This is a genomic window from Janthinobacterium sp. JF4 (assembly GCF_059617925.1).
Window position 1 is genome coordinate 1 of the sequence record NZ_JCAQAV010000006.1, and the last position, 20,577, is coordinate 20,577.

The 20,577-nt window shown below is 60.7% G+C and carries 18 protein-coding genes, 1 rRNA gene and 1 pseudogene; 12 read left to right on the forward strand and 8 right to left on the reverse strand.

Features of this window, described 5'->3' with window-relative positions:
• Nucleotides 1-453: ribosomal RNA gene (locus AC54AF_RS07985) — 16S ribosomal RNA — on the reverse strand; the annotation flags it as partial.
• Between the two features lie 599 nt (nucleotides 454-1,052).
• On the opposite strand from AC54AF_RS07985, the gene AC54AF_RS07990 reads away from it, so the two are divergent.
• From AC54AF_RS07990 to AC54AF_RS08000, 3 genes are all read left to right on the forward strand, one after another.
• A complete protein-coding gene (locus AC54AF_RS07990; protein ID WP_070253895.1) occupies nucleotides 1,053-2,333 on the forward strand; it encodes a sensor histidine kinase in 1,281 nt (426 codons plus the stop codon).
• Nucleotides 2,334-2,401: 68 nt separating this feature from the next.
• Complete coding sequence (locus tag AC54AF_RS07995) at nucleotides 2,402-3,160, forward strand: LytR/AlgR family response regulator transcription factor (protein ID WP_034782231.1); 759 nt, start codon at nucleotides 2,402-2,404, stop codon at nucleotides 3,158-3,160.
• A gap of 156 nt (nucleotides 3,161-3,316) precedes the next feature.
• Nucleotides 3,317-4,507 (forward strand): PAS domain-containing sensor histidine kinase, encoded by a 1,191-nt coding sequence (locus AC54AF_RS08000; RefSeq protein ID WP_496636123.1) that lies wholly within the window; start codon nucleotides 3,317-3,319, stop codon nucleotides 4,505-4,507.
• A gap of 45 nt (nucleotides 4,508-4,552) precedes the next feature.
• Here the strand turns inward: AC54AF_RS08000 and AC54AF_RS08005 are convergent, their stop codons facing one another.
• The 3 genes from AC54AF_RS08005 to AC54AF_RS08015 all read right to left on the reverse strand — a co-directional run bounded on the left by AC54AF_RS08005 (nucleotide 4,553) and on the right by AC54AF_RS08015 (nucleotide 7,339).
• Nucleotides 4,553-5,500, reverse strand: a complete 948-nt coding sequence (locus tag AC54AF_RS08005; RefSeq protein ID WP_496636124.1) for a porin — start codon at nucleotides 5,498-5,500, stop codon at nucleotides 4,553-4,555.
• Between the two features lie 185 nt (nucleotides 5,501-5,685).
• Nucleotides 5,686-6,336, reverse strand: a complete 651-nt coding sequence (locus tag AC54AF_RS08010) for a class I SAM-dependent methyltransferase (RefSeq protein ID WP_496636125.1) — start codon at nucleotides 6,334-6,336, stop codon at nucleotides 5,686-5,688.
• Nucleotides 6,337-6,397: 61 nt separating this feature from the next.
• A complete protein-coding gene (locus tag AC54AF_RS08015) occupies nucleotides 6,398-7,339 on the reverse strand; it encodes a CysB family HTH-type transcriptional regulator (RefSeq protein WP_102292355.1) in 942 nt (313 codons plus the stop codon).
• A 160-nt stretch (nucleotides 7,340-7,499) separates the two neighbouring features.
• Between AC54AF_RS08015 and AC54AF_RS08020 the strand changes: the two genes are divergently transcribed.
• The 8 genes and pseudogenes from AC54AF_RS08020 to AC54AF_RS08055 all read left to right on the forward strand — a co-directional run bounded on the left by AC54AF_RS08020 (nucleotide 7,500) and on the right by AC54AF_RS08055 (nucleotide 15,261).
• The gene (locus AC54AF_RS08020; RefSeq protein WP_152251672.1) at nucleotides 7,500-8,273 is read left to right on the forward strand and encodes a sulfite exporter TauE/SafE family protein; all 774 of its coding nucleotides are present in this window, start codon (nucleotides 7,500-7,502) and stop codon (nucleotides 8,271-8,273) included.
• A gap of 70 nt (nucleotides 8,274-8,343) precedes the next feature.
• A complete protein-coding gene (locus AC54AF_RS08025; RefSeq protein WP_496636126.1) occupies nucleotides 8,344-10,032 on the forward strand; it encodes a nitrite/sulfite reductase in 1,689 nt (562 codons plus the stop codon).
• The gene (locus AC54AF_RS08030) at nucleotides 10,025-10,585 is read left to right on the forward strand and encodes a DUF934 domain-containing protein (RefSeq protein ID WP_131386995.1); all 561 of its coding nucleotides are present in this window, start codon (nucleotides 10,025-10,027) and stop codon (nucleotides 10,583-10,585) included. The genes AC54AF_RS08025 and AC54AF_RS08030 overlap by 8 nt, the downstream gene beginning before the upstream one ends.
• 9 nt (nucleotides 10,586-10,594) lie before the next feature.
• Complete coding sequence (locus tag AC54AF_RS08035; protein WP_496636127.1) at nucleotides 10,595-11,311, forward strand: phosphoadenylyl-sulfate reductase; 717 nt, start codon at nucleotides 10,595-10,597, stop codon at nucleotides 11,309-11,311.
• Nucleotides 11,312-11,338: 27 nt separating this feature from the next.
• Nucleotides 11,339-12,262: pseudogene (gene cysD, locus AC54AF_RS08040) on the forward strand (sulfate adenylyltransferase subunit CysD); the annotation flags it as partial.
• Nucleotides 12,262-13,578, forward strand: a complete 1,317-nt coding sequence (locus AC54AF_RS08045; protein ID WP_496636128.1) for a sulfate adenylyltransferase subunit 1 — start codon at nucleotides 12,262-12,264, stop codon at nucleotides 13,576-13,578. The pseudogene cysD and the gene AC54AF_RS08045, both read left to right, overlap by 1 nt.
• Nucleotides 13,579-13,605: 27 nt before the next feature.
• A complete protein-coding gene (gene cobA, locus AC54AF_RS08050) occupies nucleotides 13,606-14,370 on the forward strand; it encodes a uroporphyrinogen-III C-methyltransferase (RefSeq protein ID WP_496636129.1) in 765 nt (254 codons plus the stop codon).
• Nucleotides 14,371-14,616: 246 nt separating this feature from the next.
• Nucleotides 14,617-15,261, forward strand: coding sequence for a hypothetical protein (locus tag AC54AF_RS08055; protein ID WP_496636130.1), 645 nt, complete (start codon nucleotides 14,617-14,619; stop codon nucleotides 15,259-15,261).
• Here AC54AF_RS08055 and AC54AF_RS08060 read toward each other — a convergent pair.
• Genes AC54AF_RS08060 through lptF form a run of 4 tightly spaced genes read right to left on the reverse strand, consistent with a single transcriptional unit; the run spans nucleotide 15,258 to nucleotide 18,941 of the window.
• Complete coding sequence (locus tag AC54AF_RS08060) at nucleotides 15,258-16,226, reverse strand: Stealth CR1 domain-containing protein (RefSeq protein ID WP_496636131.1); 969 nt, start codon at nucleotides 16,224-16,226, stop codon at nucleotides 15,258-15,260. The genes AC54AF_RS08055 and AC54AF_RS08060 overlap by 4 nt on opposite strands.
• The gene (locus tag AC54AF_RS08065; RefSeq protein ID WP_496636132.1) at nucleotides 16,223-16,630 is read right to left on the reverse strand and encodes a sirohydrochlorin chelatase; all 408 of its coding nucleotides are present in this window, start codon (nucleotides 16,628-16,630) and stop codon (nucleotides 16,223-16,225) included. Before AC54AF_RS08065 ends, AC54AF_RS08060 begins: the two co-directional genes overlap by 4 nt.
• The gene (lptG, locus tag AC54AF_RS08070) at nucleotides 16,630-17,799 is read right to left on the reverse strand and encodes an LPS export ABC transporter permease LptG (RefSeq protein ID WP_131689599.1); all 1,170 of its coding nucleotides are present in this window, start codon (nucleotides 17,797-17,799) and stop codon (nucleotides 16,630-16,632) included. Before lptG ends, AC54AF_RS08065 begins: the two co-directional genes overlap by 1 nt.
• Complete coding sequence (gene lptF, locus AC54AF_RS08075; RefSeq protein WP_496636133.1) at nucleotides 17,796-18,941, reverse strand: LPS export ABC transporter permease LptF; 1,146 nt, start codon at nucleotides 18,939-18,941, stop codon at nucleotides 17,796-17,798. The genes lptG and lptF overlap by 4 nt, the downstream gene beginning before the upstream one ends.
• A gap of 67 nt (nucleotides 18,942-19,008) precedes the next feature.
• Between lptF and AC54AF_RS08080 the strand changes: the two genes are divergently transcribed.
• Nucleotides 19,009-20,502: a leucyl aminopeptidase gene (locus AC54AF_RS08080; RefSeq protein ID WP_496636134.1), complete on the forward strand. Its 1,494-nt coding sequence runs from the start codon at nucleotides 19,009-19,011 to the stop codon at nucleotides 20,500-20,502.
• The last annotated feature ends 75 nt before the right edge of the window (nucleotides 20,503-20,577 follow it).

Below are 20,577 nucleotides of genomic sequence, written 5' to 3' on the forward strand. Positions count from 1 at the left end.
TCACCGTTTCTTCCCTGACAAAAGAGCTTTACAACCCGAAGGCCTTCTTCACTCACGCGGCATTGCTGGATCAGGCTTTCGCCCATTGTCCAAAATTCCCCACTGCTGCCTCCCGTAGGAGTCTGGACCGTGTCTCAGTTCCAGTGTGGCTGGTCGTCCTCTCAGACCAGCTACTGATCGATGCCTTGGTAGGCTTTTACCCTACCAACTAGCTAATCAGATATCGGCCGCTCCACGAGCATGAGGTCTTGCGATCCCCCACTTTCATCCTTAGATCGTATGCGGTATTAGCGTAACTTTCGCTACGTTATCCCCCACTCTAGGGTACGTTCCGATATATTACTCACCCGTTCGCCACTCGCCACCAGAGCAAGCTCCGTGCTGCCGTTCGACTTGCATGTGTAAGGCATGCCGCCAGCGTTCAATCTGAGCCAGGATCAAACTCTTCAGTTTAATCTCTGTTTAATGTCATTTCTGACAGGTCGGACAGTATCACTACCATCCAAATCTTTTGCATTGCAAAAGATTTGCTCACTCAAAAAACTGACAGGCCACTACTTGCGTAGCGCCTATTTCATTATTTCTTGTGAACATTTGATATTTTAAGTTTTACGCTGCTTGCGCAGCGCTGCACTTACATCAAATGCCCACACTTATCGACTGTTAATTGTTAAAGAACTGTATTCGGTTACTGCTTTCGCGCTATCGACAAAGCGTTGTGTTTGTCAGCTGCGAAGAAGGAAGAGTATGAAGCGTTTGCAGCATTTCGTCAACCTTCTTTTTCACCCTGCCTTACTCGGCATTTGCATGCATCGTTCAGCGAGGGGGCGAATTATAGCCCTGCTCCGCCCTCTCCGCAAGGGCTATTTTTCCGCCTCACCGCCCAGCAAGCATAGTCTTCACTTCAAGCGCCTTTTTGTGCAGCCTGTCGCAATCGGCTGGCGTAGTTCGTGGTCTTTAGGCACAGTGGCAACATCAGACTCTGACGCTACTCAACAAAGGGTTAAACTTGCCCGCTGCGTCGATTAACTCTTGTACTTGAAAGTGCCCCCATGCTTCCGATTTCCAGCCTGCCCCAATTGTTGAAAACCATCCTCGCTTGGTTGCAACGGGCATTCGACGCGACGACGACCTGGGTCACCCAACTGTCTTGGTGGAAATTCTTCCTGTTCGCTGCACTGGCCCTGATCGCCGGCTCCATCTTGCAAGATGAGCTGTTCTCGTCAAGCCCGGACGAAGAAGTGGTCATCAAGTCGCATAAACGCAGCAGCAAGGGCTCGGGTGAAACCAATATCCTGATCGACGATACGGGTATTCACTTCAATCCCCGCAACAGCAAGAACCGCCGTAGCAGCTCGGCCGATCCAGCCGATGCCGCCGAGGCAGACGCACAAGCCGGTGCAGTGCCACCCGAACCGCCTGAACCACCGGCAGCTCCTGCCAAGCCCAGCTATCCAGTAACGACGAATGCCTCGGGCGAAGAGGTGCATATTGAATTGCCGCCGCAAATCGGTGAAGAATTGTCGAATGCCATCGAAGAAGCGGTCGATGACGCGGCAGAACAAAAAGTGTCGCGCTATCACCAGCAAGCCTCGACCTGGTTCAAGAGTTTTGTCTCCTTGCTGGTGTTGGCCCTGTTTGCCATGAAGGCCCTGGTCGGCGGCAAGAAACGCGCGGAAGCGGAAACCGTCACGGCAAACGAGGCAGCCGAGCGCGAATCCATGCAGCGCCAGCTCAGCGAAGCGAAGATGCAGATGATGCAGGCGCAAGTCGAGCCGCACTTCCTGTTCAATACGCTTGCCTCCGTCGAACACCTGATCCAGGTCGATCCGCCGCGCGCGGCCAAGATGCAGCGCAGCCTGATCCAGTATCTGCGCGCCGTGCTGCCGCAAATGCGCGACAACGCCCTGATTACCAACCTGGGCCGTGAAGCGGACATGGTGCAAGCGTACTTGAACCTGCTGAAAATGCGCATGGAAGAACGCCTGACCGTCGATTTCCAGATTCCCGATGGCCTGCGCAGCGCCGCCTTCCCGCCCATGATGCTGCAATCGATGGTGGAAAATGCCATCAAGCACGGCCTGGAAGTCAAACCGGAAGGCGGCACCCTGCGCATCGTGGCCGAAGTGGCGCACAGCAAGTTGCGCGTGACGGTCACCGATGACGGCCTCGGCTTTGGCGTGGTGCCCAGCGATGGCACGGGGCTCGGTTTGCCCACCATCCGCGAACGCCTGAAGCTGTTGCATGGTGACCAGGGCAGCCTGACCATTACGCCAAATCAACCGTCCGGCGTGTGCGCCGTGATCGAAGTGCCATATCAATTGTCCAAATAAGACGGAGTAGTTGATAAAAACGCTAAATCATTGAATAATCAATCTTCGCCTGTTCACACTTGAGACCTATGCCTACCGCTATTATTGCCGACGACGAAAGACTGATGCGCGACCAGCTGCGCCTGCGCCTGGGCCAAGCCTGGCCCGAACTGGAAATCATCGGCGAAGCCAAGAATGGCGACGAAGCGATCGAACTGGTGGAGCAACTCAAACCGGACTTTGCCTTCCTCGATATCCGCATGCCGGGCAAGACGGGCATGGAAGCGGCGCAAGTGATTGGTGGCAAGACCCATATCGTCTTCGTCACGGCCTATGACACCCACGCCGTCGAAGCCTTCGAGCGGGGCGCCGTCGACTACGTGCTCAAGCCGCCCGAGCATGAGCGCTTGCTGGTGACGGTGGAACGCCTGAAAACGCACTTGAACAAGCCGGCCCTGGATGTCAACAGCAGCGTCACGGCCATGCTGTCGCAACTGGCGGAAAAAATCACGGCCAAACCGACCTACTTGCAATGGATACAGGCCAGCATCGGCCAGGACTTGCGCATGATCCCCGTGGAAGAGATTCTGTTCTTCCGTTCTGACGAAAAATACACCTGCGTACAGACAGCCAAGTATGAGGCGCTGATCCGCAAGCCCGTGCGCGATCTGGCCGAAGAGCTCGATCCTTCGCTGTTTTGGCAAATCCACCGCGCCACCCTGGTCAATGTGAATGCCATCGAAGGCGTGACGCGCGACATCCGCGGCCGCCACCTGGTGCTCATCAAAGGCAAGTCCGACAAGCTCGAGGTAAGCCGCAGCTTCCTGCACCTGTTCAAGCAAATGTAAGCCTCTTGCCGCCGCCCGGCCCCGGCCGGTGCGGCGCATGGCTCTCTTCGTTCCCCTTCCTGCGCCACATCAAGCCACGCCGCGCCAACAGGCATAGGCTAAAGTCCTGTCCGTCATTCCTGTCTTGCCTTCGTTCACGTTCGCAAGGAGAACCCCATGCCTGACCGAGGCAGTTCCGCACTACTGCGCATCCTGCCACTGGGCATGGCGGCAGCGCTTTTGCTGTGCTTGTTTCCGCCACTGAAAGCCCGCCGGCAACGGCAGGCGCGTGGCCAGGCCATCATCGACAGCGCCAGCGACGCCATCATCAGCATCGACAGCGGGCAAATCATCCTGCATGCGAACGCGGCGGCAGCCAGATTGTTCGACGACACGCCGGCCGGCATGCGCGGCATGCGCCTGGGTCACTATATTCTGCGCGACTTGCGCACCCTGGGCGGCTTGGGCAAGCACGATGGCGATCCGCCGTTTGGCGACATCAGCCTGGAGCTGCGCCTGACGGGCCGGCGCGCCACCGATTACACCTTGACGGGACGGCGCAGCAATGGCGCCATGTTTCCCCTCGAAGGGTCGCTCTCGGCCATGCAGGAGGACGGCCATAGCGTGTTTACCATCATCGTGCGCGACATCAGTGCGCGCCAACAAATGCATGAACAGCTGGCCCGCTCCTTTTCGCAACTGCGTGAATTGTCGAGCGCGCTGCAATCGATCCGCGAAGAAGAGCGCAAGCATATCGCGCGCGAACTGCATGATGACCTGGGGCAGTTACTGGCCACCTTGCGCGTCGACCTGACCCTGGTGCGCCAACACGCGGACACCACCGTATCCCTGCACGCCTTGCTGCACAGCATGGATGGCTTGCTGGTGACAGCCATCACTTCGCTGCGACGCATCGCCAGCAACCTGCGCCCGCGCGCGCTCGATGAAGGCGGATTGTATTTTGCGCTACAAAAACTGCGCCACGACTTCCTGCTGCGCCGCGCCATCCATTTCGACTTGCTTGCCGATGAAGCCGACCTGGTGCTCGACGATGCGCGCAGCACGGCCATCTACCGCATCGTGCAAGAAGCGCTGACGAATATTGCACGCCATGCCGAGGCCAGTCACATCACCATCGCCCTGCACCGCATCGATTCCTCGCTGGCCATCACCATCCAGGATGACGGCCGCGGGATTGCCGAGCACGACATGGAAAAAGCCACGGCCCTGGGCTTGCTGGGCATGCGCGAACGGGTGTGGGGCTTGAATGGCAGCATCCATATCGGCGCCGATAGCGAGTTGGGCGGCACGCGCATCGACATCTCGCTGCCCATGCATGCCGGGGCGGCAGAAGCGGCAACGCAATAAAAAAGGCGCCCGCAGGCGCCTCCACTCCATCACATCGAATGATGCTTAGAATTTGTGTGCCAGGCCGATCTGGTACGAAGTCAGTGATTTGACGCGCTCGCGGCCAGCGTAAGCGTACACGTCGGTACGCTTCGACAGGTGGTAGTCGTAGCCGACGCCGAATTCCTTGATGGTGTCCCGGTCACTGAACTTGTTGTTGCTTTGCTCTTGCTTGCCATACGACACTTTGGCATCGCCGCCGCCAACCGTGTAGTTCAGGCCGATCAGGTAGGACTTGAATTCGCCGTTGGCAGCCACCTTGGTGTCGCCCTTCGAGTAGGCGGCCGTGATTTTGGCTGGGCCGAATTTATAGCCACCACCGATGGACCACAGGTCAGGCTTGGCGGCCGTTGCCGTTGCTTGCACGGCTTTTTCGTAGCCAGCGTGCAAGCTGATTGGGCCATTGTCATAGGTTGCCAGGCCGATCACGCCTGCGTCAGCGCTGTTGACTTCGCTCAGCACGTATTGCAGGCTGCCCACGAAACCTGCAAAGCTTGGGCTGTTGTAGGTCACGGCGTTGTTGACGCGCGACGTGCCGACGCCCGAACGCAGCAGCGTTTCATTGTTCTTGCCGACCACGCCATAGGTGTTGAATGGATCGACGCGGGCGATGGTGCCATCGACCAGGTTCTTGGTGCGGCCCAGGATGGCGGTACCAAACGCGCCTTTCAAGCCCACGTAAGCTTGACGGTCGAACAACACGCCTTTTTGCGCGCCGGTGTCAGCCAGGAATTCACTTTCCAGGTTGAAAATTGCGGACAGGCCGCCACCCAGATCTTCCGTACCCTTGAAACCGAGGCGCGACGCATTGTTTTCGCGTTGTACCGTCGGCTGGCCAGTGGTCTTGGCAATACCGAGGTCAACCAGGCCGTACACGGTGACGTTCGATTGTGCTTGTACCGTAGCTGCTGCGAAGGTGCCGATGATCAATGCTGCCAGAGTAATTTTTTTCACTTGAGATTCTCTACATTAGGTTGGACAAGAATGTTGCTGCTTAGCTGCTGAACCGAATCATGCCCACCAAATACTTCAACAATATGACATCGACAAGATGTTGTTTTTTTGCACAATGACTTGTTAGATAAAAACAACAGACGAAAAAAAACCGCCCGAGGGCGGCTTGTGTTGCCGTTCCAGCCTTACTTCAGGCGGCAGCTCAGCAGCCAGTAGTATTCCAGGCGCTTCATGCGAATTTCGCGGGCCGAGTGGGCAAACTTCTTGCGCAGGTGGCTATCCGATGGGAAATTCTTCAGCACTTCATAGCGCTCCCCCCCATCCGTCGTGCGGAACTGGTGGGTGTTGCCTTCCAGGTCGGTGCGCGCGATGACCGTGCTGCTGCCATCGACATAGGAATTGTCGATCAACACCAGCAGGATGTCCTTGCCCAGCTTGCTGCGCAATTGCTTCAGGTATTTGTCCTGGTCTTCGCGCTTGACGTGCGACCACCAGAAGCCGGCGAACACGGCCGTGAACTTGCCCAGCAAGTCATCGGGCAAATTGAACGCATCCAACTTGGCGAAGGTGACGTTGTCGGGCAAACCGCGTGCCTGGGCCAGCGCCAGCATTTCATCGTTGATATCGGTGGCCAGCACGGACTCGGCCGACTCGGCGACCACTTCCGTCCAATAGCCGGTGCCGCAAGCCAGTTCCAGCACGGTGTGGCCTTCCAGCACGTCGGCGATCTTGTCGCGCAATACTTCCAGGTCTTCCTGGCGTTCGGGCTTGTCATAGACGCGCTCGTACTGCTGCGCGATGGTGGCGTAATATTTGGCAAGCTGATCGGTAATCATTGTTTCTTCTCTTCTTAAATAATCTTGGCCAGACACCTCGCCCGGCCGACTTCATGCATTGTTATAGTTCGTAGTGCTCTTTATCACCACTCATCGCCTGCTCGATGAGCTTGCGGTTCAGGGTCGGCGTCAGCAACTCGATAAAGGTATAGATATAGCTGCGCAAATACGCGCCTTGCTTGACGGCCACGCGCGACACATTCATGCCGAACAGGTGACCGACAGGGATGGCGCGCAAGCCTTTGTCGCGCTCGGCATCGAAGGCCATACCCGCTATGATACCAATCCCCATGCCCAACTCGACATAAGTCTTGATCACGTCCGCATCGATGGCTTCCAGCAAGATGTCCGGCTTCAAGCCGCGCAGCACGAAAGCGTGGTCGATCTTGTTGCGTCCGGCGAACGCGCTGTCATAGGTAATCAGGGGGAAGGCGGCGATTTCTTCCAGGGTCACGGACTTCGACTTGAGCAGCGGATGGTCGACCGGCACCACCACCACGTGCTCCCATTGATAACATGGCAAGGTGATCAAGCCATCGATGGCGGCGATCGACTCCGTGGCGATGGCCAGGTCGGCCTGGTCGCGCTGCACCATCTCGGCGATCTGGCGTGGGTTGCCTTGCAGTAAAGACAATCGTACCTTGGGGAACTTGATCATGAAGGCTTGCACCACCTTGGGCAAGGTGTAGCGCGCCTGCGTATGCGTGGTGGCAATGGTAAAGCTGCCGCTGTCCTGCGCCGCGAATTCCTTGCCGATGCGTTTCATGCTGTCGATTTCCTGCATGATCAGCTCGACAGACTCCAGCACCAGGCGGCCCGGCTCCGTCAAGCCGCGGATGCGCTTACCGTGGCGTGTAAAAATATCCACGCCCAGCTCTTCCTCCAGCTCGATAATGGCTTTCGATACGCCCGGTTGCGACGTAAACAAGGCCTTGGCGGCGTCCGTCAGGTTGTAATTCTGCCGGACCGCTTCGCGCACGAAGCGCAGTTGATGGAGATTCATTGCTGATTTGCCCTAGATTGCCGTGATTTGCCGAGTTTCCGCCCCACCCATGATTTTGCGTTCATGCATATACGCATATCGCATATAAGCAAATGCGTACTAAGTAGTTTGGAATAAACACTAAGTTTATTACTATTGCGAGTACTTTGGGGGTGCAAGCATGACTTTGTCTTATATAGTCTCAGGATTTGCCGTAGGATTACTCGTAGGAATGACCGGTGTGGGCGGCGGCTCGCTGATGACGCCGCTGTTAACCCTGCTGTTTGGCGTACCGCCTTCCGTGGCGGTGGGCACCGACCTGGCCTTCGCCTCGATCACCAAGAGTGCCGGCACCCTGACGCACCGCCTGCGCGGCACCATCCGCTGGGATATCGTCAAGCGCCTGTGCATCGGCGCCCTGCCCGCAGCCGTCATCGCGACCCTGGCCCTGAAATCGTTCGGCACCCTGTCGCCGGAAATCGGCCAGATCATTCGTTACTCGATCGCCGGCTCCGTGCTGCTGACCGTCGTGGCACTCATTTTCAAGGGCCGCATGCTGGCCTGGATCAATGCGCACCCAGAGAAACAATTACAAGGCAACAAGCTTGCCGCCGCGACCATCATCGCCGGCGCCGTGCTGGGCGTGCTGGTGACGGTGTCGTCGATCGGCGCCGGCGCCATCGGCGCGACCCTGCTGGTGATGCTGTATCCACGCATGAGCTCGGCCGAAGTGGCGGGCACCGATATCGCCTACGCCGTGCCCCTGACGGCCATCGCCGCCCTGGGCCATTGGTGGCTCGGCTCCATCCACTGGGAATTGCTGGCCTCCTTGCTGGTCGGCTCCCTGCCAGGCATCACGCTCGGTTCCTGGATAGCCCGCTCCGTGCCGGAAAAGTTTTTAAGAGTGCTGCTGGCGATGACCTTGACCGGCGTGGCAGTAAAGCTAATCTATTAAGTAACACGAGCAGTATCAAGAACATAATCCCAGGCAATCTTCCAGCACCCCGGCTTTTTTAGGAATTGATATGTACCATTACGATCAGTACGACCACCTCATCATCAAAGAACGCATCGCCCAGTACCGAGACCAGGTTGCGCGCCGTATCGCCAATGAACTGACGGAAGAGGAATTCATTCCGCTGCGCCTGCAAAACGGCCTGTACATGCAACGCCACGCCTACATGCTGCGCATCGCCGTGCCGTACGGCTTGCTGTCGGCGAAGCAGATGCGCATGTTCGCGCACATCGCGCGCAAGTATGACCGCGGCTATGGCCACTTCACCACGCGCCAGAACATCCAGTTCAACTGGATCGAACTGGAGCAAACTCCCGATATCCTGACGGACCTGGCGTCCGTGGAAATGCACGCGATCCAGACTTCCGGCAACTGTATCCGTAATACAACATCGGACCCGTACGCCGGCGTCGCGGCCGATGAAATCATCGATCCGCGCCCGTACGCGGAAGTGCTGCGCCAGTGGAGCACCTTCCACCCCGAGTTCATCGCCCTGCCGCGTAAATTCAAGGTCGCCATCAATGGCGCCGAAGAAGACCGCGCCGCCATCGCCGTGCACGACATCGGCTTGACGGCCGTGCGCAATGCCGCTGGCGAAGTGGGCTTCAAGGTAATGGCCGGCGGCGGCATGGGCCGCACGCCGATCCTGGGCAGCGTCGTGCGCGAATTTTTACCGTGGCAGCATTTGCTGACGTATATCCAGGCCATCATGCGCGTGTACAACCTGCACGGCCGCCGCGACAACAAGTACAAGGCGCGCATCAAGATCCTGTTGAAAGCCATCGGCGTGGAAGAATTCACGCGCCAGGTGGAAGCGGAATGGGTCGACTTGAAGGATGGTCCGGAAACCTTGACGGCCGAGGAAATGCAGCGCGTGGCGGACTTTTTCCATCCGCCCGCCTACCTGCCCTTGCCGGAACTCGACTACAAGGCCGAACACGCGGACAACAAGGCGTACGTAAACTGGCTGGCGCGCAACGTCAAGCCGCATCAGCGCCCCGGCTACGCGGCCGTGGTGCTGTCGCTGAAGAAAACGGGCGTGCCGCCAGGCGACGCGACGGCCGAGCAGATCGACTTCGTGGCCGATCTGGCCGACCGCTACAGCTTTGGCGAATTGCGCGTGACGCATGAGCAAAACCTGGTGCTGGCCGACGTGGAACAGTCGAAACTCTTTGCACTGTGGCAGGAAGCCAAGGCGCACGGCCTGGCCACGCCGAACATCGGCTTGCTGACGGACATGATCTGCTGCCCCGGTGGCGATTTCTGCTCGCTGGCGAACGCCAAGTCGCTGCCGATCGCGGCCGCCATCGCAGAGCGTTTTGACAGCATCGACTTCCAGCACGACATCGGCGAAATCGAGCTGAATATTTCCGGCTGCATCAATGCCTGCGGCCACCATCACGTGGGCAGCATCGGCATTCTCGGCGTCGACAAGGATGGCAGCGAATGGTATCAAGTGTCGATCGGCGGCGCGCAGGGCAACAACGCGGCCATCGGCAAGATCATCGGACCATCGTTCTCTTCCCTGCAGATGCCTGAAGTCATCGGCCGCCTGCTGCACGTCTACGTGCGCGACCGCCATGAAGGCGAGCGCTTCGTCGACACGGCGCAGCGCCTGGGCCTGGCGCCGTTCAAGGAACATGTCTATGCAACGCCGATCACGGTCGGCAACCTGGTGGGAGAAGACGAATATGTTTGAAGTACGCGAAGAAATCATCAAGAACGCCGCCGTGGTGCCGAATACCTGGGGCTTGCTGCGCCTCGATGAAAGCGAGACGCCGGAAACGGTCGTCGTGCCTGCCGGCAAGGTCATCGTACCGCTGCCCGTGTGGCAAGCCCAGCGCGAGAGCCTGCTGGCGCGCCTGCCCGACATCGGCGTCTGGCTGGCCAGCGACGAGCGCCCGGAAGAACTGGCGGCCGACGTGGCGCAACTGCCCGTCATCGGCGTGGATTTCCCGAAATTCACGGATGGCCGCGGCTATTCCATCGCCTTCAACCTGCGCGCCCGCCTGGGTTTCCAGGGCGAGTTGCGCGCCATCGGCGACGTGCTGCGCGACCAGCTGTTTTCCATGCACCGCGTCGGCTTCGACGCGTATGCGACGCGTCCGGACCGCAGCATCCACGACGCCCTGAAAGGCTTGTCCGTTTTTTCGGAAACCTACCAGGCCTCGTGGGATCAAAAATCGCCGCTGTTCCGCCGCCACCAGCGCGAAGGCCAGAATCCTGACCTCGACAACGCGGCCGGCATCTGAGGGCCAATCATGAGCAATCTGCTTTCTTTGATTGACGCCACCGAGCAAACGCTGACACGCATCGCCGCGGATTTTTCGCCGGCCGTGTTCGCGTCCAGCCTGGCAGCCGAAGATATGGTACTGACCGACATGATTCTCAAGGCGAAGCTGCCCATCGGCATCTTTTCCCTGGAAACGGGCCGGCTGCACCAGGAAACCCTGGCCGTGCTCGACAAGGTCAAGGCCCGCTACGACCACGACATTACCCTGTACCGCCCGCAGCCGGAGCTTGTCGCCGCCTACGTGGAGCAGAACGGTCTGAACGCCTTCTACAACAGCGTCGAGATGCGCCGCGAATGCTGCCGCATCCGCAAGGTCGAACCGCTGGGTCGCGCCCTGGCCGGCAACAAGGCCTGGGTGACGGGACAACGCCGCGCCCAGTCCACCACGCGCGCCGAGTTGCACGTGCAGGAAGAGGACGCCGCGCACGCGATGACGAAATTCAATCCGCTGGCTGACTGGTCCGAGCAAGATGTGTGGGACTATATCCGTGCCAACGACGTGCCCTACAATGCACTGCACGACCAGGGCTACCCGTCGATCGGCTGCGAACCCTGTACCCGGGCCGTGCAGCCGGGCGAGGACGTGCGCGCCGGACGCTGGTGGTGGGAAAATCCGGACTCCAAGGAATGCGGCCTGCACATGGTGGACGGTAAGTTGATACGTATCAAATCCGTGGCAGCCTGAACAGACACAACAGACCCAGCAGAACAAGAAAGCACCCATATGAGCAATATTTTGAACCAGCGTCACCTCGACAGCCTTGAATCGGAAGCCATCCACATCATGCGCGAAGTGGCGGCAGAATCGGCCAATCCCGCGCTGCTGTTTTCCGGCGGCAAGGATTCCGTCGTCCTGCTGCGCCTGGCCGAGAAAGCCTTCCGCCCAGGCAAGTTCCCCTTTCCCCTCGTGCACATCGACACGGGCCACAACTTCCCGGAAGTCATCACTTTCCGTGACAAGAAAGTGGCGGAACTGGGCGAACGCCTGATCGTCGGCTCCGTGGAAGATTCGATCCAGCGCGGCACCGTGCGCCTGCGCAACCCGGCCACGGATTCGCGCAACGCGGCACAAGCCGTGACCTTGCTGGAAACCATCGCCGAACATAAATTTGACGCCTGCATCGGCGGCGCGCGCCGCGACGAAGAAAAGGCCCGCGCCAAGGAACGCATCTTCTCGTTCCGCGACGAATTCGGCGCCTGGGACCCGAAAGCCCAGCGTCCCGAACTGTGGGACCTGTATAACACCCGCGTCCATCCGGGCGAGAACATGCGCGTCTTCCCCATCTCGAACTGGACGGAGCTGGACGTGTGGCAATACATCGCCCGCGAAAAGCTCGAACTGCCGCCGATCTACTTCGCGCACGAGCGCCAGGTGATCCCGCGCAACGGGCTGCTGGTGCCGCTGACGGATCTGACGCCGCCGCGCGAAGGCGAAACGGTGGAAACGCAAGTCGTGCGCTTCCGCACGGTGGGCGATATCTCGTGCACCTGCCCCGTATCGTCGGACGCGGCGACGGTCGACGCCATTATCGCCGAGACGGCAATCACGCAAATCACGGAACGGGGCGCCACCCGCATGGATGACCAGACTTCCGAAGCCTCGATGGAAAAACGCAAGAAAGCAGGGTATTTCTAATGAACGCAGCAATCCAGAACACCAACCTCACCGACAGCCTGGAGCGCGGCATGTTGCGCTTTATCACGGCCGGTTCCGTCGATGACGGCAAGAGCACCCTGATCGGCCGCTTGCTGTTCGACAGCAAGGGCATCTTCGCCGACCAGCTCGACGCCATGTCGCGCTCCAAGCACAAGCGCACGGTGGGCGACACGGTCGACCTGTCCCTGCTGACGGACGGCCTGGAAGCGGAGCGCGAGCAAGGCATCACCATCGACGTGGCTTACCGTTACTTTGCCACGCCGAAACGCAAATTCATCATCGCCGACACGCCTGGGCACGAGCAATACACGCGCAACATGGTCACGGGCGCGTCCACCGCCGACGCCGTCATCATCCTGATCGACGTGTCGAAGGTGAAACTGGGAGACGACGGCAGCGTGGAATTGCTGATCCAGACCAAGCGCCATTCGACGATTGCCCATTTGCTGCAGATCGAGCACGTGGTCGTGGCCGTCAACAAGATGGACCTGGTCGACTACGATGAGACGGTATACAACCGCATCGTGGCCGCCTACCGCGAATTCGCCCAGTCGCTGGGCTTGAAGGACATCACGCCGATCCCCCTGTCCGCCTTGACCGGCGACAACGTCGTCGAACGCGGCGACAAGCTGGGCTGGTACACGGGCCCGACCCTGATCGAGCTGCTGGAGTCCTTATCCGTCTACGACGAATCGCACGACACGCCCTTCCGCTTCCCGGTGCAGCTGGTGGCGCGCCACAACGGCCACGAAGCGAACGACTTCCGCGGCTACATGGGCCGCATCGAAGCGGGCAAGGTCAGCATCGGCGATACCCTGGTGGTGCAGCCCTCGGGCCAGACGGCCACCGTCAAGGATATCGTCACTCTGGACGGCTCGCTGCCGACGGCCGTGGTGGGCCAGTCCGTCACCCTGCTGCTCAATGAATACCTCGACATTTCGCGCGGCGACTTGCTGGCCAGCAGCGAGCACCCTGCCACGCTGCTCAAACAGGTGGTGGCCGACGTGTGCTGGCTGTCGGAGGACGCGCTGGACCTGCGCCGCAAGTACTGGATCAAGCATGGCACGAAGCAGACGGCGGCCAAAGTGACGGCGATCGAATCGATCCTCGACATCAATACGCAGCAGCGCCATCCGGCCGAAGGCTTGAAGCTGAACGACATCGCCCGCATCAGCCTGAACGTGCAGCAGGCGCTGGCGGCCGACGCGTATGCCGATATCCGCGCCACGGGGGCATTCATCCTGATCGATGAAGTCACCCACCAGACCGTCGCGGCGGGCATGGTTCGGCTGTAACCGGCGTCTCGACTGAGGAAAGCAGACATGAACAACTCCACCACTCTCCCCGGCAAGGTCTACCTGATCGGCGCCGGACCCGGCGCGCAAGACCTGATGACCTTGCGCGGCGCGCGCCTGCTGGCGCAAGCGGACGTCGTGCTGCACGACGCGCTGGTCACCGAAGAGATGCTGGAGCTGTGTCCCCAGGCGCAAAAGATCCTGGTCGGCAAGCGCTGCGGCCAATTGTCGACGGCGCAGGCGTTCATCAACAAGCAACTGGTCGACAACGCGCGCAAGCACGCCGTCGTCGTGCGCCTGAAAGGGGGCGACCCCATGCTGTTCGGCCGCGCCGACGAGGAATTGCGCGCGCTGGAAGAGGCGGGCATCGCCGTCGAAGTGGTGCCCGGCATTACCACGGCACTGGCGGCGGCGGCGGCCACACAGCAGCCGCTGACCAAACGGGGCGTGTCGCGCAGCGTGGCCTTTTTCACGTCCAGCACGGCGCCGGGCGAACCGGACCAGACGCGCATCCCCGACTGCGACACCCTGGTGCAATACATGGGTGGCCGCGAAGCCATCGCCACGGCGCAGCGCCTGCTGGCGCAGGGCCGCCGTGCCGACACCCCGGTGGTGGTGATTGAAAACTGCAGCCGCCCGGACCAGCGCATCGTGCGCCTGCCGCTGAGCACCCTGGCGCATGGCCTGGGCGACACCCACGGCCCCGTGCTGGTGATGCTGGGCGACGCCATGGCCACGCGCGCACACCAGGCCACCGAAGAAGCAGCGCCCATTCTGGCGCGTCATGCTTGAATAAACACACCGTATTTTACCGACTTTAGAGTCAGTAACCGACCTCTTCATAGGAAACATGATACGATGCGCACGCATCTTTTCTCGAGCAGTTATTGCGTGATAGCAATTAAATTCGCGCTTTGCCCGCCATAGCGCTTGCCGCAAGGTCTTCCGGCTGACGGGGCCGCCCGGCAATCTCCCCGAAAAAAGCTGCGCCCGCAGGCTGCAATACCGCGCCGCGCAACTTTGGCCCTACGATCACACATGAATTTCACTTCCATGCGCGAAGCCCTGACTTCGCTCAGCCGCAGCAATGCCGGCGTCGCCAGCGCTGTGCTGTCAAGCATGCTCGCCTCCATCGCCCTGTGGACGGTATTCCCGAATATCGATGATGAAAATCATCTGCTGGAATGGCTGCAAGCGCTGTTCCTGGCCCTGGCTTGCACGGTGCATGGCGTGCGCGCCTGGCACGAAACCGACCGCCAGTCGCTGCGCTTCCTCATGCATACGGGCTTGTGTGCCCTGCTGTTCGGCTTCCTGCTGCGCGAACTCGATATCGACCAGTTCGGCACGGCGCCCGCCTGGGCGCAACTGGAAAAAGCCCTGCGCGTAGTGGAATTGCTGATCCTGATACGCGTGCTGATCTTTTTCGCACCGCGCGCGCGCAAGGTGTTTGCCCATGCAGGCCTGATTTTCAGCATGCGCATCACCATCCTGACGGCCATCGGCGGTTTGCTGATGGTCGCCGGCTGGCCCTTCGACAAGAAAGTCTTCCATGGCATGCCGGACGCCTACGCGCTGCTGGGCGAGGAAGTCTTCGAACTGGGCGCCTATTTGCTGCTGTTCCTCGCATCGCTGTCCGACAGCTCGCCCGCCGCCCGCATCAGCCTGGCGCCAAAGAAGGCCTAGGCATCTTCAAATGATGACGGCAACGGCAGCAGCCGCTGCAAGGTGGCGGCCACGCGCAGCAGGCGCGGGTCGTCGTCCTCGGCCTCGTCGCAGGTATCATTGATGCAGAAGAACGGCAAGCTGCCGAAACGCGCGGCCAGCTCCTCAAGCTGCTGCGGCGCCTGCACATCGCCGCTGGCGATATGCAGCGGATCGAGCATGCGCGAGCGCGCCAGCCCCTGATGCACCATCCAGCGCGGAACCAGGTCGGGCAGCAATGCCGGCACCTGCCACGAGCGGAACACCGTCGCGCGCACGCCGGCAAACATGGCCGGCGCCAGCGCCTCGAGCGCATGCAGCGCGCTTTTCAGCATGGGCCGCGGCGCGTGCGCATACAGGCGCGGTTCATGCCGGTAGTCGGCGTATTGCGCCGACAGCCATTGCCGCGACAAAGTAGCGCAGTTGACAGGCGCCGCCACGTCGGCGCGCAAGTCCTGCACCTCATCGTGCAGCGCACCTTCCGTAAACACGCTCAAACGCCGCTCGCCTTCCCCGCCAAACCAGAATGCGGGCTCGAACGGCGCACCCAAGAATACGTCGTCGTTCAGATACAGGAAGCGCTCGGACAGGCCAGGAATATGGTGCAGATACGATTCGATATGGCCCGAATCGAACACCGGCAAGGCGGCGCAGGGGATCAGGCTCGCATGGTCGATCACCGTCAGGCGCGGAGAGGCGCGCAGCCAGGCGGGCACTTGCCGGTCCGTCAGCAGGTAGATGTGGCCGTGGCCGGGGAAGAAGCGCTCGAGCGCGCGCAGGTTGTAGCGCAGTTCGCCGTTGTCGCGGTAGCGCCCCGCCACGTTGCCGTGCAGGGCCAGCTGGCCGGGATGCGCCTGCGCCCAGGCGGCATATGCTTGCTGCCGGCGCATGCGCCAGGCGGGATCGGCGCCGTCTACCCACAGGTAGACGATGTCGATGCCGCTCAAGGGAGAGGGCTGGAGCCTGGCGCCGCCACGCAGTAATCGGCCATGGCCGCAAGCACGCTGGCGTTCTCGCCCACCGCTTCGACCACCTTCAGGCGCAGTGCCGGATGCTGCTGGCGCAGTTCTTCCAGCAACAGCGGCAAGTCGCGCAGCACATGCCCGCCCTGCCCCAGGAACACGGGCACCACGGTGACATCCAGCGTGGCGCCGGCAGGCAGCTCGGCCAGCAGCGTCGCTACCAGTTCGGGCAGGCGCGGCGTCATCAGCTCCAGGAAGGCCAGGTGCACGCTGGTGCCGGGCATGCGCGCCTGGGTCAGGTCGCGCAGGCGCTCAAAGGGCGCGGCCCACGATGCGGCGCGCGCGCCATGGGCAAACAAGATCAGTGCCTGTTTCACGTTCGTCTCCATCAGTGCCGCTCCACCCACCACAGGGCGCCCAGCGCCAGCAGCAGATACAGGGCGCTCGGTGCCACCGCCGTCAGGAAGGCCGGCCAGGTGCTGAGCAGCCCAAGATGCGAAAAAAGAGTATTGACCAGCATGAAGCTCACGCCGATCATGATGCCGATGAAGATCTTCAGGCTGATGCCGCCGCTGCGCGTGTGCATGTAGGCGAACGGCAGCGCCAGCGCCATCAGCACGAAAATGGCCAGCGGATCGATCAGCTTTTTCCAGAAGGCGATACGGAAACGCTCCGTTTCCTGCTTGTTCTCGGCCAGGTGGCGCGTGTACACGGCCAGTTCGCTGGCCGACATGCGCTCGGGGTCGGACGCCGACACCGTCAGGATCTTCGGCGTCACTTCCGACGCCATGTCCTTGCTGGCGCTTTGCACCGTGCGCACCAGGCTCGTTTCCTGCCCATAGTAGTTCGCCAGCTTCGGCTCGAAGCCGGGCGAGGTGGCAGCGCTGTTCGAGAACGAGGTTTCCGTCACATCGGTCAGGCGCCAGATATTATTGCCCTGATACGTTGCGCCCTTGGCCACGGTGAGGGTGCGCAAACGCATATCGGTGTCGAATTCATACAGCTTGACGTTTTTCAGCTGGCCGTCCGGCCGCGCTTCGCCGACATTGAAAAAGCGCGAGCCGGTGACGGTGCCCGTCAGGCCGTCGCTCTTGACCATGTCCTTGGTCCACAGGCCGGAGCGAAATTCGCTCGACACGGCCGCGCCGCGCGAGGTCAGCTTGAGGCGTTCGGCCAGCGGTTCCGTGCGCGGCGTGATCAACTCGCCGAAGATGAAGGTGATGACCACGAAGACGATGCCGATGCGGAACAGGAAACCGGCAGCCATTGCCGTCGACATGCTCGATGCGCGCATGATGGTAAATTCGGAACTGGCGGCAAATTGCGCCATCGTGTAGATGGTGCCGATCAGCGCCGCAATCGGCATCACCTCGTACACGTGTCCCGGCACCAGCACCAGCACATACAGGAAGGCATACTGGATGGTGTAGCCGTTGCGGCCCACCTTGGGCAGCTCGCCCGTCAGGTCGATGAAGGCTTGCAGTGCCAGGAAGGCCAGTAGCACGAACAGCACCGCCTGGAATATCGAGACCGCAAAATAGCGCTGTAAAATTTTCATTTGGATGCCGCTTTACTCGTATTGCCGGCGCGGCGCGCGCGCTTGAAGGACGCCAGCAGGACCAGCGGATGGTAGCGGTGATTCACATTCAGGCGCCATGCAAACAGGGCCACCACGGCCAGCGCCGCCAGCAGGTGCAGCGGCCACCAGGCCAGGCCAAAAGTCAGGCGGCCCTGTTTCACGCTCGCCTCGATGACCTTGATCAGGTTGCTGTACGTAAAGAAAATCAGCAGGGCGATGATCAAATTGGTCGAACTGCCGGCACGCGGATTGACAAAGCCCAGCGGAATGGCCAGCAGGATCAGCATCAGGCCGATCAGGGGCGCGCTGACCCGCCACAGCAATTCGGCCATGGTGAAGGGATTCGGATCGGCGATGAGCGCCATGGTGCTCATGGCGCGCACGCCCAGTTCCGCCCCCGGCTCCTGCTGCTTGCTCTCGATGCGCATGATGTACTGTTCGAATTCCATGGTCTGGAAGTCCGCTTGCGTCGGCACGCCCTGATAGCGACGGCCGCTCTTGAGCACCAGGAAGCGTTCGCCCTTGGCGTCGGTGTTGATCACGCCTTCCTTGGCGACGACGACGACGGCGCTGCCTTTTTCATCGACGGTATTGACGAAGACGTTTTGCACCACGGTCTTCTCGCCGCTGACGCCCTCGACGAAGAAGATGCGGTTGCTGCCGGCCGATTCGCGGAACTGGCCCGGCGTGACTTTCTGCAGGTCTTCGCGCTTCTCGAAGCGCGCCACATACTCATCGCTTTTCTTTTGCGCCCACGGCGTGGCGTACAGGCTCAGGACGCCGGTAGCCAGCACCAGCGGCAGGCCGAAACTGAGCACAGGCCAGATCCAGCGCGACAGGCTCAGGCCTGAGGCGAACCACACCACCATCTCCGACTCCTTGTAGCTGCGCGTGACGACCATCAGCACCGAAATGAATCCGGTGAGGATGATGATGGTGGGCAGCTGCATCAGGGCGGAAAACACCATCAGGGACATGACGTCGGCCGACGCGATCTTGCCGCCCGCCGCCTTGCCAAGGATACCGATCAGCATCCAGGTGAGTAGGATGCTGAACAAAACTGTGAAGGTGGCCCCGGCGGCACTAGCCAATTCACGTCGAAGGGCGCGTTGAAAGATCATTCGGAGTTTATAATTCGGGTCAGTTAGTTGAGTAACACGTTACTAGTAAATGAAAACGGAGAACCAAATGGACTTTAGCATAAAAGCATTCGATACCAAGAGCACCCTCGGCACGGCCAAAAGCGGATGCATCGCGGTTGCGGTATTCGAAAACAAAAAACTGTCGCCAGCGGCAAAATCGCTGGACAGCAAGGGTGCGATTTCGGCTGCGCTGAAGTCCGGCGACATCAGCGGCAAGCCTGGCAGCACCCTGCTGCTGCGCGCAGTCGATGGCGTCGTCGCCGAACGTGTTCTGCTGGTAGGCATGGGCAGCGATGACTCTGTCAGCGAAAAAAGCTTCACGACCGGCGTACAAGCCGCACTGAAGGCCTTCGGCTCGCTGGGCGCTGCGGACGCCATTATCGCATTACCGCTGGCGGAAGTGAAAGAGCGCGACGTAAATTGGGCAATCCGTTGCGTGGTGCAAGCCGCCCACGACAGCGAATACCGCTGCGACTCGCAAAAAAGCAAAAAAGATCCAGCGCCAGCGGGCGTGCGCAAGATCGTCCTGTCGGCGCCAGCAACGGCAGCCACGCGCGGCGCGCTGGCACAGGCCATCGCCATCGCCAACGGTTCCGACCTGACGCGCAAGCTGGGCGACCTGCCCGCAAACGTCGCCAATCCGACCTACCTGGCCAACACGGCCAAGCAGCTGGCCAAGGATTACAAGTTTGAAGTCGAAGTACTGGACCGCAAACAGCTCGAAGCACTGAAAATGGGCAGCTTCCTGTCCGTTACCAACGGCAGCGAGCAGCCGCCGAAATTCATCGTCCTGAAGCACATGGGCGGCAAGGCCAAGGATGCGCCAGTGGTCCTGGTCGGCAAGGGCATCACCTTCGACACGGGCGGCATTTCGATCAAGGCCGGTCCTGGCATGGATGAAATGAAGTACGACATGTGCGGCGCCGCTTCGGTACTGGGCACATTCCGCGCCATCGGCGAAATGAACCTGAAGCTGAACGTCATCGGCGTCATCGCCGCGTGCGAAAACATGCCATCGGGCCGCGCCACCAAGCCGGGCGACATCGTCACCTCGATGAACGGCCTGACCATCGAAGTGCTGAACACGGACGCCGAAGGCCGTCTGGTGCTGTGCGACGCGCTGACCTACGCCGAACGCTTCAAGCCGGCAGCCGTGGTCGACATCGCCACCCTGACGGGCGCTTGCGTCGTGGCCCTGGGCCACCACAACAGCGGCCTGTTTACGCGCAGCGATGCGGCGCATGACCAACTGGCCAATGAGCTGCTGGCAGCGGGCAAGCAGTCGAGCGACACGGCATGGCGCATGCCGATCGAAGAGGCGTACAACGAGCAGCTGAAGTCGAACTTCGCCGACCTGGCCAACATCGGCACGCCAGGCGGCGGTTCGGTGACGGCAGCGGCCTTCCTGGAAAACTTCACCAAGAAGTACACCTGGGCGCATCTGGACATCGCCGGCACGGCATGGAAATCGGGCGGCGCAAAAGGCGCGACCGGCCGTCCAGTGCCTCTGCTGACGACCTTCCTGATCAACCGCGTGTAAGAGAACGCCAGACCAAACCTACTGCGCGGGGCTATTGGCGGCCGGCGATGCTCGCTGTACATAAAGTACAGCTGC

Coding starts and splice junctions, on each gene's coding strand:
- AC54AF_RS07990 (WP_070253895.1), top strand. CDS start 1,053: ATGCTTCCGATTTCCAGCCTGCCCCAATTGTTGAAAACCATCCTCGCT.
- AC54AF_RS07995 (WP_034782231.1), top strand. CDS start 2,402: ATGCCTACCGCTATTATTGCCGACGACGAAAGACTGATGCGCGACCAG.
- AC54AF_RS08000 (WP_496636123.1), top strand. CDS start 3,317: ATGCCTGACCGAGGCAGTTCCGCACTACTGCGCATCCTGCCACTGGGC.
- AC54AF_RS08010 (WP_496636125.1), bottom strand. CDS start 6,336: ATGATTACCGATCAGCTTGCCAAATATTACGCCACCATCGCGCAGCAG.
- AC54AF_RS08015 (WP_102292355.1), bottom strand. CDS start 7,339: ATGAATCTCCATCAACTGCGCTTCGTGCGCGAAGCGGTCCGGCAGAAT.
- AC54AF_RS08020 (WP_152251672.1), top strand. CDS start 7,500: ATGACTTTGTCTTATATAGTCTCAGGATTTGCCGTAGGATTACTCGTA.
- AC54AF_RS08025 (WP_496636126.1), top strand. CDS start 8,344: ATGTACCATTACGATCAGTACGACCACCTCATCATCAAAGAACGCATC.
- AC54AF_RS08030 (WP_131386995.1), top strand. CDS start 10,025: ATGTTTGAAGTACGCGAAGAAATCATCAAGAACGCCGCCGTGGTGCCG.
- AC54AF_RS08035 (WP_496636127.1), top strand. CDS start 10,595: ATGAGCAATCTGCTTTCTTTGATTGACGCCACCGAGCAAACGCTGACA.
- AC54AF_RS08045 (WP_496636128.1), top strand. CDS start 12,262: ATGAACGCAGCAATCCAGAACACCAACCTCACCGACAGCCTGGAGCGC.
- cobA (WP_496636129.1), top strand. CDS start 13,606: ATGAACAACTCCACCACTCTCCCCGGCAAGGTCTACCTGATCGGCGCC.
- AC54AF_RS08055 (WP_496636130.1), top strand. CDS start 14,617: ATGAATTTCACTTCCATGCGCGAAGCCCTGACTTCGCTCAGCCGCAGC.
- AC54AF_RS08065 (WP_496636132.1), bottom strand. CDS start 16,630: ATGGAGACGAACGTGAAACAGGCACTGATCTTGTTTGCCCATGGCGCG.
- lptG (WP_131689599.1), bottom strand. CDS start 17,799: ATGAAAATTTTACAGCGCTATTTTGCGGTCTCGATATTCCAGGCGGTG.
- lptF (WP_496636133.1), bottom strand. CDS start 18,941: ATGATCTTTCAACGCGCCCTTCGACGTGAATTGGCTAGTGCCGCCGGG.
- AC54AF_RS08080 (WP_496636134.1), top strand. CDS start 19,009: ATGGACTTTAGCATAAAAGCATTCGATACCAAGAGCACCCTCGGCACG.